General features: G+C 61.8%; 17 protein-coding genes. 4 read left to right on the forward strand and 13 right to left on the reverse strand.

The features are described from left to right. Positions 1–30: 30 nt before the first annotated feature. From F8N43_RS24815 to nrdR, 12 genes are all read right to left on the reverse strand, one after another. The gene (locus F8N43_RS24815) at positions 31–831 is read right to left on the reverse strand and encodes a cobalamin-binding protein (protein WP_150654503.1); all 801 of its coding nucleotides are present in this window, start codon (positions 829–831) and stop codon (positions 31–33) included. Next, complete coding sequence (locus F8N43_RS24820) at positions 831–1250, reverse strand: MFS transporter (protein ID WP_150630341.1); 420 nt, start codon at positions 1248–1250, stop codon at positions 831–833. The genes F8N43_RS24815 and F8N43_RS24820 overlap by 1 nt, the downstream gene beginning before the upstream one ends. After that, positions 1247–1864: a GTP cyclohydrolase II gene (gene ribA / locus F8N43_RS24825; protein WP_150630340.1), complete on the reverse strand. Its 618-nt coding sequence runs from the start codon at positions 1862–1864 to the stop codon at positions 1247–1249. The genes F8N43_RS24820 and ribA overlap by 4 nt, the downstream gene beginning before the upstream one ends. Before the next feature lie 250 nt (positions 1865–2114). Further along, the gene (locus F8N43_RS24830) at positions 2115–2852 is read right to left on the reverse strand and encodes a substrate-binding periplasmic protein (protein WP_150654504.1); all 738 of its coding nucleotides are present in this window, start codon (positions 2850–2852) and stop codon (positions 2115–2117) included. A gap of 24 nt (positions 2853–2876) precedes the next feature. Beyond that, positions 2877–3380, reverse strand: a complete 504-nt coding sequence (locus F8N43_RS24835) for a phosphatidylglycerophosphatase A (RefSeq protein WP_008033735.1) — start codon at positions 3378–3380, stop codon at positions 2877–2879. After that, positions 3377–4342, reverse strand: coding sequence for a thiamine-phosphate kinase (gene thiL, locus F8N43_RS24840; RefSeq protein WP_150638465.1), 966 nt, complete (start codon positions 4340–4342; stop codon positions 3377–3379). Before thiL ends, F8N43_RS24835 begins: the two co-directional genes overlap by 4 nt. An 18-nt stretch (positions 4343–4360) precedes the next feature. Further along, entirely contained in the window at positions 4361–4861 is a 501-nt protein-coding gene (nusB, locus tag F8N43_RS24845; RefSeq protein ID WP_150630337.1) for a transcription antitermination factor NusB, read from the reverse strand. Continuing rightward, the gene (gene ribE, locus F8N43_RS24850) at positions 4858–5334 is read right to left on the reverse strand and encodes a 6,7-dimethyl-8-ribityllumazine synthase (RefSeq protein ID WP_003185938.1); all 477 of its coding nucleotides are present in this window, start codon (positions 5332–5334) and stop codon (positions 4858–4860) included. Before ribE ends, nusB begins: the two co-directional genes overlap by 4 nt. A gap of 91 nt (positions 5335–5425) precedes the next feature. Further along, positions 5426–6517, reverse strand: coding sequence for a bifunctional 3,4-dihydroxy-2-butanone-4-phosphate synthase/GTP cyclohydrolase II (gene ribBA, locus F8N43_RS24855; RefSeq protein WP_150630336.1), 1092 nt, complete (start codon positions 6515–6517; stop codon positions 5426–5428). Positions 6518–6533: 16 nt separating this feature from the next. After that, positions 6534–7196: a riboflavin synthase gene (locus tag F8N43_RS24860; protein WP_150654505.1), complete on the reverse strand. Its 663-nt coding sequence runs from the start codon at positions 7194–7196 to the stop codon at positions 6534–6536. 45 nt (positions 7197–7241) lie between these two features. Next, positions 7242–8375: a bifunctional diaminohydroxyphosphoribosylaminopyrimidine deaminase/5-amino-6-(5-phosphoribosylamino)uracil reductase RibD gene (gene ribD / locus F8N43_RS24865; protein ID WP_150654506.1), complete on the reverse strand. Its 1134-nt coding sequence runs from the start codon at positions 8373–8375 to the stop codon at positions 7242–7244. Further along, complete coding sequence (gene nrdR, locus F8N43_RS24870; protein WP_003228656.1) at positions 8372–8836, reverse strand: transcriptional regulator NrdR; 465 nt, start codon at positions 8834–8836, stop codon at positions 8372–8374. Before nrdR ends, ribD begins: the two co-directional genes overlap by 4 nt. Positions 8837–8964: 128 nt before the next feature. Between nrdR and F8N43_RS24875 the strand changes: the two genes are divergently transcribed. From F8N43_RS24875 to trxA, 3 genes are all read left to right on the forward strand, one after another. Further along, the gene (locus F8N43_RS24875; protein ID WP_150630334.1) at positions 8965–9429 is read left to right on the forward strand and encodes a YbaY family lipoprotein; all 465 of its coding nucleotides are present in this window, start codon (positions 8965–8967) and stop codon (positions 9427–9429) included. Next, complete coding sequence (locus F8N43_RS24880; protein WP_150630333.1) at positions 9426–10082, forward strand: class I SAM-dependent methyltransferase; 657 nt, start codon at positions 9426–9428, stop codon at positions 10080–10082. Before F8N43_RS24875 ends, F8N43_RS24880 begins: the two co-directional genes overlap by 4 nt. Positions 10083–10280: 198 nt before the next feature. Next, complete coding sequence (gene trxA, locus F8N43_RS24885; RefSeq protein WP_084319670.1) at positions 10281–11153, forward strand: thioredoxin; 873 nt, start codon at positions 10281–10283, stop codon at positions 11151–11153. Here the strand turns inward: trxA and F8N43_RS24890 are convergent. Further along, positions 11150–11497 carry a hypothetical protein gene (locus F8N43_RS24890; protein ID WP_150654507.1) on the reverse strand — a complete coding sequence of 116 codons (348 nt, stop codon included), beginning with the start codon at positions 11495–11497 and terminating at the stop codon, positions 11150–11152. The two genes, trxA and F8N43_RS24890, sit on opposite strands and share 4 nt — an antisense overlap. Before the next feature lie 134 nt (positions 11498–11631). Between F8N43_RS24890 and F8N43_RS24895 the strand changes: the two genes are divergently transcribed. Further along, complete coding sequence (locus F8N43_RS24895) at positions 11632–12216, forward strand: DUF2796 domain-containing protein (protein WP_150630330.1); 585 nt, start codon at positions 11632–11634, stop codon at positions 12214–12216. Positions 12217–12341: the final 125 nt, after the last annotated feature.

A 12341-nucleotide genomic window follows, 5' to 3' on the forward strand; every position in this document is an offset into this window, starting at 1 on the left:
GGGCTTGCCCGCGATGTATGCACCTCGGTCTCAGCGGTCGGGCGCGATGACTTGGCACAACTTGGCCGTCGCCTCAATCATCTGCCCACTCGGCCGCTCCAGCCCTTTATCCGTCACCAACCGCAATCGGCCCTGCGCCACCGCCGTCACTTGTGGCCAGGCCTTCCAAGCCTCCAGCTGCGCCTGATCGCTGGCCAGAATCACCTCGGGATTGCGCTGCAACACCGCCTCCACGCTGACTTGCGGCGCCGGCAATGCCAGGTCGGCAAACACATTGCGCGCGCCGCACACGTCCAGAGCATCGCTGATGATCTGCCCGCCGCCGACGGTGTACAGCGGACGATCCCAGACCTGGTAAAACACCCGCAACGGTTCGTCCCGTCGATAGCGCTGGCGCAGTGCATCGAGGCGCTGACGCAGATCGCTGGCCAGTGACACGCCACGCTCGGGCCGGCCGAGCTGCGCGGCAATCGCTTCGATTTGCGCGGTCAGTTGTTCAAGGTTGTGCGGATCGGCGACGTAGGTGGGGATGTTCAGGCGCTTGAGTTGTTCACGCTGGGCCGGGCCGACGCTGCCAGGCCAGAGCAGCAGCAAATCGGGTTTCAGGCTGAGCAGCCGCTCCATATCCAACTGACCGTAGCGGCCAACGGATGGAAGGTCCTTGAGTTCAGCAGGACGATCGCCGGCATCCAGAACACCGACCAGAAGATCAGCTGAACCCAGCTCAACGACGATTTCAGAGAGCGACGGCGCGAGGCTGACGACGCGCTCGACCGCAACAGCCGAAGCGTTGACGAGCAGCAGCAAAACCGCCAGCCCGATGCGGCGCATCAGCCGAGTTGACGGGGGATACGGTAGAGGTAGAACAGCACCGTGGTCGACAGCGCCAGGAGCACCAACGGTACGGCTTCAAGCCCCACGAAGACGGCCAACGCACCGATCCAGGCGGGCAAACCAGCGGCGAGAAACGCAGTACGGCGCTTGGCAGCCAAGACAATCCAGGCGGCGGGCTCTTCAGGGGTATCGAAGGCTTTCTGGGTGGCGATCAGTGCGTGTTTATAGCCACCGAAAAACTTCAGGCTGACAAACATCGAGGCCACACCGGCGATGAACATCGGCATCGCCAGCACCGGCAGGATCGCCTCGCCCTGACCGAAAACGCCGTTGATCACAAACAGTGGCAACAAGGCCAGCGCCAGGTATTGCCACCAACTGACGGACAGTCGCCGCCGAACTTGACCGCGGGTCACGCCCGGTCAACCTCACCCTGATGCTCGTTGCCCATCATATGGTCGAGCTTGCTGGCCTTGGTGGCCAGGTAGAGTTTGTTGTGCGGATTGTGGCCGGTGTGCAACGGCACGCGCTCGGCGACAACGATGCCCATGTCGGTCAGGGCTTTGACCTTGCGCGGGTTGTTGGTCATCAGGCGCAGGGATTTCACGCCCAGGTGCTCGAGCATCGGCAGGCACATGGCGTAGTCGCGCTGGTCCGCGGCGAAGCCCAGACGCTCGTTGGCTTCAACGGTGTCGGCGCCGCCGTCCTGCAATTCATAGGCGCGGATCTTGTTCAGCAAGCCAATGCCGCGGCCTTCCTGACGCAGGTACAGCAACACGCCACGGCCTTCACGGGCGATGGCCTGCAAGGCGGCCTCGAGTTGCGAGCCGCAGTCGCAGCGCTGGCTGAACAAGGCATCGCCAGTCAGGCATTCGGAGTGCAAGCGGCCGAGTACCGGGGCACCGTCGCCGAACTCACCGAGGCTCAGCACGACGTGCTCGCGCCCGTTTTCTTCATCGAGAAAGCCGTGCATGGTGAATTGCGCAAAAGGCGTTGGCAGCTTGGAAGCGGCGACAAAAACGACAGGCACCGGTGTGCTCCTGATCAATAAGTACTGGAGATTCGCAGACGCGGCATTGTAACAGCAGGTTCCTACAGACGCTTAGGCTGAATTATGGAGCATAACGATCTAAAAGTTTGATCCCCGCCCTGTTTCAGCCCCTGTGGGAGCGAGCTTGCTCGCGATAGCGATGTGTCAGTCGACATCAATGGTGAATGAGCGTCCGCTATCGCGAGCAAGCTCGCTCCCACAGGAATCATCACGCACGCAGGATCTTTGTTCAGTTCGAATCAAACGGATACGGCTGCTTCCAGCGTTCGAAGATCGGTTTCAGTCGGCCGTTTTTGACCAGCAGCTCCATTCGCCGGTCGAACAGCGCCATCAACTCCCGCGCCTTGGGCGTATCGGCAAAGCACAGGTACAGCGGCAATTCTGCGATGTGCGTGCGTCGGAACTGGGACGGATCCTTGGCCTGGCGGACTATGTAATCCACCTCGGTCAGCGCGTCGATGTAGAAATCGGCGCGGTCGTGGGTCAGCATCGACAGAATGCCAGTGCGCCGAACGACTTCGTTATAGCGGTTTATGTTGGGCAGGTAATTCTGGAAATCATAGCCGCGAACCCAGGCCAGTCGATAATTGCCCAGGGTCTCCGGGGTCGGCGTCGGGTTATTGGCCAGCCCTAGGGCGTAAATGTGATCGGTGTCGTAATTCCAACGCGGATACAGCAGGTCGCTGACTTCATCGCGATAGCCGCCGACACAGGCGTCCACTTCGCCCCGCTGGACCAGGCCGATGGCGCGAATGTAAGGTTCGGTGCGGATGTCCAGCTTAACCCCGGCCGGCTCGAAGACTTCACGCAGCACATCCCAACCCAGGCCACGGCCATCGGCGGCGGTGTAGTCTTCCCAGTCTTCGCTGGCCAGATGGATCACCGATGGCGTGGTCACTGCCTCCCCCGCCAGGGCGAGCGAAGCAAACAGGGCGAAACCCGTCACAACCAACCAGCGTCGAGCCATCCTAGTCTCCTGCTCCGCCACTCATCAGGCGAAAATCCATACCAGCCCCTGCATCGCCAACCACGCGAACACCCCGGCCAATACGTCGTCGAGCATGATCCCGACACCGCCGTGCACATGCCGGTCGATCCAGTGAATCGGCCACGGCTTGAGAATGTCGAAGAAGCGGAACACCAGAAAACCCGCGAGCAACCAGTACCAGCCTTCCGGCACCAGCCACAGGGTGATCCACATCCCGACCATTTCGTCCCAGACGATGCCTTCGTGGTCGTGCACGCGCAAATCGTCGGCCACTTTGCCGCACAGCCAGAAGCCGAACAGCATGGTGATGCCCAGCATCAGCCAGTAACCCCAGTCGGGCAGCATCTGCCACAACGGAATAAAGGGTAGCGCAACCAAGGAACCCCAGGTGCCCGGTGCCTTTGGCAAGGTGCCCGAACCGAAGCCGAACGCCAGGAAATGCCATGGATTGCGCCAGACCGACGGCGGTACGAATTCCGCCGGAACCTGTTTGGGATGATCTGTCACGGTGTCTCCCGAAAATGTTGATAGCCCCGGGTTTGCGGGGTGATGTCTTGTCCGGCAGCATCCAACAGCACGACGCCCTGTCCCGCCACCACACGCCCGACCACATGGATCGGCCAGCCATCTGCCATCAGTTGTGGCAACTCGACGGACGGTAAGGTGAAGGCCAGCACGTAGTCATCTCCGCCGCTCAGGGCAGCGTGTTCGGCACCCGGTTGACCGAGGAAGGCCACTAAAGCCTTCGACAGCGGCAATCGGTCCCGTTCAACCTGAAGGCCGACCTTCGACGCGAGCGCGATGTGCCCGCAGTCGGCGAGCAGGCCGTCGGAGATGTCCAGCGCCGAAGTCGCCTTGCCGCGCAATGCCTGGCCCAATGCGAGTTGCGGTTGCGGCGACCAGTAATGCGCCAACAGCGGATCGGCGATGGCGGCGTCGGCAGTTCGCTGACCGAGCACCAGCGGCAAGGCACCGGCGGCGTTGCCCAGTTCACCGCCGACACAAAGCAACTCGCCTGGCTGCGCGCCACTGCGGGTCAGCGCCAAACCGCCCGGCACACGCCCGAACACCGTCATGGTCAGGCTCAACGGCCCACGGGTGGTATCGCCGCCCACCAGTGCCACACCGCAGCGCTGCGCCATGAGGGTCAATCCACGGGCATACGCTTGCAGCCAGTCGGCGGTCGCCGAAGGCAAGGTCAGGGCAAGGGTAAAGGCAACGGGGGTGGCGCCCATGGCAGCCAGATCGCTGACGGCCACGGCCAGCGAACGCTGACCGAGCAGAAACGGGTCGCAAGGGTCTGCGAAATGCACACCGGCCACGAGCGTGTCGGTGGAAATCGCCAACTGCTCCCCGGGAGGAACAGCCAGCAAGGCGCAGTCATCGCCGATCCCGAGGGCAACGCCTTCGCCGCCTTGCGCACAGGGCGCGGCGGCGAAGAAATTGCGAATCAGCTCAAACTCACCCATCGCAGTTTCAAGCGCGGGTTAGCGCTTGAACGCCTTCACTTCAGCTTCACGCAGACGCGGGGCCAGCTTGTCGAGTACACCGTTGACGAATTTGTGGCCGTCGGTGGAACCGAAGACTTTCGCCAGCTCGATACCTTCGTTGATCACAACGCGGTACGGCACGTCGACGCGCTCGAGCAGTTCCCAGGTGGACAGGCGCAATACTGCCAGTTCAACCGGGTCCAGCTCTTCGATGGTCAGGTCCAGGCACGGCTTGAGAGCCGCGTCGATCTTGTCCATCTGCGCGGGAACCCCGTGGAGGATTTCACGGAAGTAGGCGCCATCGACATCGCTGAAATCGTTATCGACCCGGAACTGCGCTTCGATCTCGTTCAGCGACTGCTTGGCCATGTGCCATTGGTACAGCGCCTGGGTCGCGAGCTGACGGGCTTCGCGACGCTTGACGCTTTTCGATGGCTTGCCGGCATCCGCAGGCTTTGGATCGCGCGGGTTGAAACGATCGCTTTCGTCGCTAATCACTTGGCCTCCAACTGCGCCAGCAGGCTGACCATTTCCAGGGCGGACAGGGCAGCTTCGGCACCTTTGTTACCGGCCTTGGTGCCGGAACGTTCGATGGCTTGCTCGATGGAGTCAACGGTCAGGACGCCGAAAGCGACCGGTACGCCGAATTCCATGGACACCTGGGCCAGGCCCTTGGTGCATTCGCCCGCCACGTATTCGAAGTGCGGCGTACCGCCACGAATGACCGCGCCCAGGGCGATGATTGCCGCGTACTCGCCCTTCTGAGCGACTTTCTGCGCAACCAGCGGGATTTCGAAGGCGCCAGGCGCGCGGATGATGGTGATGTCGCTTTCGCTCACGCCATGGCGAACCAGGGCATCAACTGCACCGCTGACCAGGCTTTCAACGACGAAGCTGTTGAAACGGCCTACTACCAAAGCGTAGCGGCCTTTAGGGGCGATGAAGGTACCTTCGATGGTCTTCAGGGTCATTCGTTAGTTCTCTTAAAGAGCCGGGACGCGTCTTCTACGCGTCCCTCAGTGATATTTGAACCGCGAATACAGGGCCGGTAACAACCGGTCATTATTCGGAGGGCACGTATTCTACAACTTCCAGATCGAAACCGGATATCGCATTAAATTTCATGGGTGCAGACATCAGGCGCATTTTGCGCACGCCCAGGTCCCGAAGAATCTGCGAACCGGCACCGACGATGCTGTAGGTGGTCGGTTTTTTCGCCGGTGCGTGCTCTGCGGTTTCACGGATGTGTGCCAGCAATACGTCGCCATCGAGCGGGTGACCGAGCAACAGCACCACGCCGCTGCCCGCCTCGGCAACCGCAGCCATGGCGGCACGCAGGCTCCAGCGGCCCGGCTGCCTGACCATCAACAGGTCGCGCAGCGGGTCCATGTTGTGCACGCGAACCAGGGTCGGCTCTTCAGCGCAGACGTTGCCCAGGGTCAGGGCCATGTGCACGTCGCCTTCCACGGAATCACGATAGGTCACCAGGTTGAATTGGCCCAGTTCGCTGTCCAGCGGCTGTTCGGCAATCCGCTGAACGGTACGTTCGTGGATCATCCGGTAGTGAATCAGGTCGGCGATGGTGCCGATCTTGATGTTGTGCTCGGCGGCGAAGGTTTCCAGTTCGGCGCGACGGGACATGGTGCCGTCGTCGTTCATCACTTCGCAGATCACGCCGCTCGGCTCGAAACCGGCCATGCGCGCGAGGTCGCAGGCAGCTTCAGTGTGGCCGGCGCGGGCCAGGGTGCCGCCGGCCTGGGCCATCAGCGGGAAGATGTGGCCAGGGCTGACGATGTCTTCAGCCTTGGCGTCTTTCGCGGCAGCGGCCTGCACGGTGCGCGCGCGGTCGGCGGCGGAGATGCCGGTGGTCACACCAGTCGCCGCTTCGATCGATACGGTGAACTTGGTGCCGAAACCGGAACCGTTGCGCGGCGCCATCAGCGGCAGCTTCAGCAGTTCGCAGCGCTCGCGGCTCATCGGCATGCAGATCAGGCCACGGGCATGCTTGGCCATGAAGTTGATGTGCTCAGGCTGGCAGCACTCGGCGGCCATGATCAGGTCGCCTTCGTTCTCGCGGTCTTCGTCATCCATGAGGATGACCATCTTGCCTTGGCGGATGTCTTCAACCAGTTCTTCGATGCTATTGAGCGCCACAAGGCACCCCCTTGAGTCAGGATTTGAGGTAGCCGTTGGCGGCCAGAAAGCTTTCAGTGATGTTTCCAGAAGCAGGCTCTGCGGCCTTGTCGCCTAGCAGCAGGCGCTCCAGATAACGGGCAAGCAAGTCGACTTCAAGGTTCACCCGGCGACCTGGCTGGTACGACGCCATGATGGTTTCGCTCAGGGTGTGCGGAATGATCGTCAGCAGGAACTCGGCGCCATCGACCGCGTTCACGGTCAGGCTGGTGCCGTCGACGGTGATCGAGCCTTTATGGGCGATGTACTTCGCGAGTTCCTTCGGTGCACGGATGCGGAATTCCACGGCGCGTGCGTTCTCGGTGCGGGCAACCACTTCGCCCACGCCATCGACGTGACCGCTGACCAGATGCCCGCCGAGGCGAGTGGTCGGGGTCAGGGCTTTTTCCAGGTTGACCGGGCTGCCGCTTTTCAGGTCGTTCATGGCGGTGCAGTCGAGGGTTTCGCGACTGACGTCAGCCGCAAAGCCATTGCCCGGCAATTCAACGGCCGTCAGGCACACGCCGTTGACCGCGATGCTATCGCCCAGTTTGACGTCGCTCAGATCGAGCTTGCCGGTTTCTACGTGTACCCGCACATCTCCGCCTTTTGGGGTCAATGCACGAATACTGCCGATGGATTCGATGATGCCGGTAAACATGGAGTCCTCCTCGAGAACAGGGCCGTCGCGTGGCGCAGGCCGGAATTATACGCTCGCCGCTGGCGCAGGAATGGCAATGACTCGCCAGTCATCGCCAACCGCGCGGATTTCAGTGATTTTCAGCTCGGGCGCATCTTTCATCTGCGCCAGCGGCCAGTCCAGCAATGGCCGGGCCGAAGAGCCGAGAAACTTGCCAGCGATGAAGATCTGGAACTCGTCCACCAGACCTTGCTGGGCAAATGCCCCCGCCAGACGCGGCCCGGCCTCGACCAGCACTTCATTGACGCCACGATTGGCCAGTTCGACCAGCAACTTGCGCAGGTCGACCAAACCATCGTCGCCGGCCACGATCAGGCATTCCGGACCGTTGGCGTATTGCTCTTCGATTGCCATGCAGGTGGCGACCAGCGCCGGGCCGGCCTTGAAGAACGGCGCATCGAGCGGCACGCGCAGGCGGCCGTCAATCAGCACACGCAGCGGCGGACGGCTCATGGCCAACGCGGTTTGCTCGGCGTCCAGCCCCAACTCACCCGCACGCACGGTCAAACGGGCATTGTCAGCGAGCACCGTGTCGGCACCGGTCAGGACCACGCTGGCCTGGGCGCGCAGGCGCTGTACCGCCGAGCGTGCGGCCGGGCCGGTGATCCATTGGCTTTCGCCGCTGTCCATCGCCGTGCGACCGTCGAGGCTCATGGCCAACTTGACCCGCACGAACGGCAAGCCGTGCTCCATGCGCTTGAGGAAGCCTTGATTGAGCTTGCGCGCCTCGCCTTCCAGCACACCGCTTTCGATCGCGATGCCGGCCTGAGCCAGACGCTGCATGCCGCGACCGGCCACCGACGGGTTCGGGTCCTGCATCGCCGCAACCACGCGAGCGACGCCCGCGTTCACCAGTGCATCGGCACAGGGCGGTGTGTGGCCGTGGTGGCTGCACGGCTCGAGGGTCACGTAAGCGGTGGCGCCTCGGGCTTTGTCGCCCGCAGCGCGCAGGGCGTGGACTTCGGCGTGGGGTTCGCCGGTGCGCTCGTGCCAGCCTTCGCCGACAATTTGCCCGTCCTTCACGATCACGCAGCCAACCCGCGGGTTGGGGTGGGTCGTGTAATAGCCTTTGCGCGCCAGTTCCAGGGCGCGGGCCATGTAATGGGCGTCGAGGATGGCAAGCTCTGTGGCAGTGGTCATTCTTTCACCGGCTCACGGGCCAGGCGATCGATCTCTTCGCGGAACTCGTTGAGGTCCTGGAAGCGCCGATACACGGAGGCGAAACGAATGTAGGCGACTTCGTCGAGCTTTTGCAGCTCGGCCATCACCAGTTCACCGACCACGAGGGACTTGACCTCACGCTCGCCGGTGGCTCGCAGTTTGTGTTTGATGTGCACCAGCGACGATTCGAGGCGTTCGACACTCACCGGGCGCTTCTCCAGCGCACGTTGCATGCCGGCGCGGAGTTTTTCTTCGTCGAACGGCTGGCGGCTGCCGTCGGTTTTGATCAGGCGCGGCAACACCAGTTCAGCGGTTTCGAACGTCGTGAAACGTTCGCCGCAGGCCAGGCATTCGCGCCGGCGGCGCACCTGTTCGCCCTCGGCGACCAGACGCGAGTCGATGACCTTGGTGTCGTTGGCACCGCAGAAGGGACAGTGCATGGTGGCAGGCAACAAAAAAAGGGAGGGCCATGGTAGCGCATCCCGGTGGCAAGACAAGCCATAGGGTTTGCGGTATACAGACTGGCTATAGAGAACGATCCATGGATTTCACCTTGCTGGAGCCGCAAATGTCCCTCAGACCGCTCGTATTGCTCAGCCTTTTCAGCCTGTTGGTGGCCTGCAGCAGCGATGCACCCAAGCCCCAGCCGCCGACGCCAGGGCCAGCCCCACAGGCGGCGCAGAAGAAAGCCAAAGAGTCCGCCAACCTCGGCCCGCTCCCCGCGTATCAACGGGAACTGAGCGGCACCCTGCAAGGCGTGCCGGCCGGTGCGGAAGTCGAGCTGGCCCTGCTGGTAATCGACGACAAGGACCGCCCGCAACAACTGCTCGCCAGTTCCAGCCTGATCGGCACCAATCAAGCGCTGCCGTTTCACCTGCGTTTCAACCCGGAATCGTTTCCGGCCGGTGTCCGCGTGGAACTGCGGGGCCGCGCCAGCCAGTCCGGCCAGCTGATTTTGCACCTGCCGTCGCAAGTCATCACACAGGCAACGACCCAGGCCTTGGGTCAGCTGCAATTCGTCAAAGCGCCATGATTGCACCGTTCGACCTGCAACAGGCCTTGGGCGAGTTGCTCGGTGATGCACAGCTTGTCCCGGTCGCATTGCCCGATACCGCCCTGAAACTCTGGCTGATCGACGGCGACAACATGGACCGCGCCTTCAGCCCGGAAGAAACCCGGCGGATTCTGCATGAACCGCCGTACTGGAGTTTTTGCTGGGCCAGCGGGTTGTCGATGGCCCGCTATCTCGCCAAATTCCCCGAGTGGGTCAAAGGCAAGCGCGTACTGGATTTTGGTGCCGGTTCCGGAGTCGCGGGGATTGCCGCCGTGAAAGCCGGGGCGCTGGAGGTGGTGGCCTGTGACCTGGACCCGCTGGCGATTGCCGCGTGTCGGGCGAATGCCGAACTCAATGAAGTGGAACTGAGCTACTCGACGGACTTTTTCGCCGAGGCGGACCGGTTTGATCTGATCCTGGTCGCCGACGTGTTGTATGACCGGGCGAACCTGCCGCTGCTCGACGAGTTTTTGAGCCGTGGCCAGGAGGCGCTGGTGGCGGATTCACGGGTGCGGGATTTTCGTCATCCGTTGTATCAACGCATCGAAATGCTCGAAGCGATGACCTTGCCGGACCTGGCTGAGCCTGAAGAGTTTCGGCATGTGAGCCTGTACCACGCGCGGCGCGGCTAAAAGCATCGCGGGCAAGCCCGCTCCCACAAGGGATTCGGGCCTGGCGCTAAATCCGTGTTCCACACAAAACCACTGTGGGAGCGGGCTTGCCCGCGAAAGCGTCCTGTCAGACGACACACTTCTCAAAGACCACCCCGCTTCCGGCCACACCCCACCAAGTCGTATAGTTGCCCTATTCACGCTTTTACGAGATCCCCCATGAGTCAGGAAACGCCGTACATCTTCGACGCCACGACTGCCGATTTCGACCAGTCGGTAATCGAGAACTCTTTCCACAAACCGGTGCTGGTGGATTTCTGGGCCGAATGGTGTGCGCCCTGCAAAGTGCTGATGCCGATGCTGCAGACCATTGCCGAGAGCTATCAGGGCGAATTGCTGCTGGCCAAGGTCAACTGCGACCTCGAACAGGACATCGTTGCCCGCTTCGGCATTCGCAGCCTGCCGACCGTGGTGTTGTTCAAGGATGGCCAGCCAGTGGACGGTTTTGCCGGTGCGCAACCGGAATCCGCCGTCCGCGCCATGCTGGAGCCTCACGTACAAATGCCGCCACCGGCGGCGGCCGACCCTTTCGAGCAGGCTCAGGCGCTGTTTGACGAAAGTCGTTTCGCCGACGCAGAAGCGATTCTCAAAGTGCTGCTGGGCGAAGACAACACCAACGCCAAAGCGCTGATTCTGTATGCCCGTTGCCTGACTGAACGGGGCGAGCTGGGTGAAGCGCAAACCGTGCTCGACGCGGTCAAAAGCGATGAACACAAGGCGGCGTTGGCCGGCGCAAAAGCGCAGATCCAGTTTCTCGGCCAGGCCAAGGACCTGCCGGATGCCGCGGACCTGAAGGCGCGTCTGGCGAAGAACCCGCAGGACGATGAGGCGGTGTATCAACTGGCGATCCAGCAACTGGCCCGTCAGCAGTACGACGCGGCGCTGGATGCATTGCTCAAGCTGTTCATCCGCAACCGCAGCTACAGCGAAGGCTTGCCGCACAAGACCTTGCTGCAAGTGTTCGAATTGCTGGGCAATGATCATCCGTTGGTGACCACGTACCGTCGCAAGTTGTTTGCTGCGCTGTACTAAGCCGGGTTGATCCAGCTATAGAGCGGCGTATCCCCGCCGCTCGACACTTTCACCTGCGCGCTATGGCGCAACCGCACCAACAGGCGTTTGCCCGACGATGGGCTGCCCGTCAGTCCTTCCAGTTGCTCAAGCAAATCAGGCCCGCTCAATTGTCCGGCCTTGCGCAACAAATCCTTTGCAATCTGCCACTGCGCATCGTCCTGATTGACCGGTTTCGACGGCGCCACGCTGGCTTCAGGCTTGACCACCTGCAACTGTGCGCCGAGCCGCGCCCAGTCACCGTCGTCCATCTCCAGGGTCAAATCCACCGGCCAGTCGCCGATGCTTCCGCGTATTCGCAACATAAGTCTGCTCCTGCACATTTCTGACCCACATGCTCCCATGGGACTTGTGCAACGCCAAGCGGACGGTCAAACTCTCCGCACTTACGTTATAAGATTACATAACAATTTATTCATTTTACCTTCGGAGACCCGCCATGCGTCGTCTGCTGCTCGCTTTGCCGTTTGCCCTGTTGCCGCTGGCCCTCGCTCACGCCGCTGATGAACATGATCACGACCATGAACACGGCAGCCTTGGCGCCCACGAACATGGTGTCGGACGCCTGAACGCAGCGCTGGACGGTCAGACCCTCGAACTTGAGCTGGAAAGCCCGGCGATGAACCTGGTGGGTTTCGAACACGCCGCCACCACCGACGCCGACAAAGCCAAAGTCGCCGCCGCCCGTGCGCAACTTGAAAAGCCGCTGACCCTGTTCAACCTGCCGAAAGCAGCGGGTTGTGTGGTCGCGACTCAGGAACTGGAAAGCCCGCTGTTCGGTGACAAGCCGGATGCCGATGATGATCATGACGACGATGCCAAAGACGAGCATCACCACGACCACAGCGAAATCCACGCTCACTACCAGTTCACCTGCGCGACGCCGGGCGCACTGAAAACCCTGGATCTGGCAAACCTTTTCAACACGTTCCCGGCGACCCAGAAAATTCAGGTACAACTGATCAGCCCGAGCGGGCAGCAAGGGGTAGAAGTGACGGCCAAGGCGGCTGCCCTGAAATTTTGAATCCACTCGAAGAACCCTGTGGGAGCGAGCTTGCTCGCGATGAGGTCCTGACATTCAACATCTTTGTTGGCTGACACACCGCTATCGCGAGCAAGCTCGCTCCCACAGGAGGTTGTATTGAATGT

Source organism: Pseudomonas fluorescens, assembly GCF_902498065.1.
GTDB lineage: Bacteria > Pseudomonadota > Gammaproteobacteria > Pseudomonadales > Pseudomonadaceae > Aquipseudomonas > Aquipseudomonas fluorescens_BJ.

Coding starts and splice junctions, on each gene's coding strand:
- F8N43_RS24815 (WP_150654503.1), bottom strand. CDS start 831: ATGCGCCGCATCGGGCTGGCGGTTTTGCTGCTGCTCGTCAACGCTTCG.
- F8N43_RS24830 (WP_150654504.1), bottom strand. CDS start 2,852: ATGGCTCGACGCTGGTTGGTTGTGACGGGTTTCGCCCTGTTTGCTTCG.
- thiL (WP_150638465.1), bottom strand. CDS start 4,342: ATGGGTGAGTTTGAGCTGATTCGCAATTTCTTCGCCGCCGCGCCCTGT.
- ribE (WP_003185938.1), bottom strand. CDS start 5,334: ATGACCCTGAAGACCATCGAAGGTACCTTCATCGCCCCTAAAGGCCGC.
- F8N43_RS24860 (WP_150654505.1), bottom strand. CDS start 7,196: ATGTTTACCGGCATCATCGAATCCATCGGCAGTATTCGTGCATTGACC.
- ribD (WP_150654506.1), bottom strand. CDS start 8,375: ATGACCACTGCCACAGAGCTTGCCATCCTCGACGCCCATTACATGGCC.
- nrdR (WP_003228656.1), bottom strand. CDS start 8,836: ATGCACTGTCCCTTCTGCGGTGCCAACGACACCAAGGTCATCGACTCG.
- F8N43_RS24875 (WP_150630334.1), top strand. CDS start 8,965: ATGTCCCTCAGACCGCTCGTATTGCTCAGCCTTTTCAGCCTGTTGGTG.
- F8N43_RS24880 (WP_150630333.1), top strand. CDS start 9,426: ATGATTGCACCGTTCGACCTGCAACAGGCCTTGGGCGAGTTGCTCGGT.
- trxA (WP_084319670.1), top strand. CDS start 10,281: ATGAGTCAGGAAACGCCGTACATCTTCGACGCCACGACTGCCGATTTC.
- F8N43_RS24890 (WP_150654507.1), bottom strand. CDS start 11,497: ATGTTGCGAATACGCGGAAGCATCGGCGACTGGCCGGTGGATTTGACC.
- F8N43_RS24895 (WP_150630330.1), top strand. CDS start 11,632: ATGCGTCGTCTGCTGCTCGCTTTGCCGTTTGCCCTGTTGCCGCTGGCC.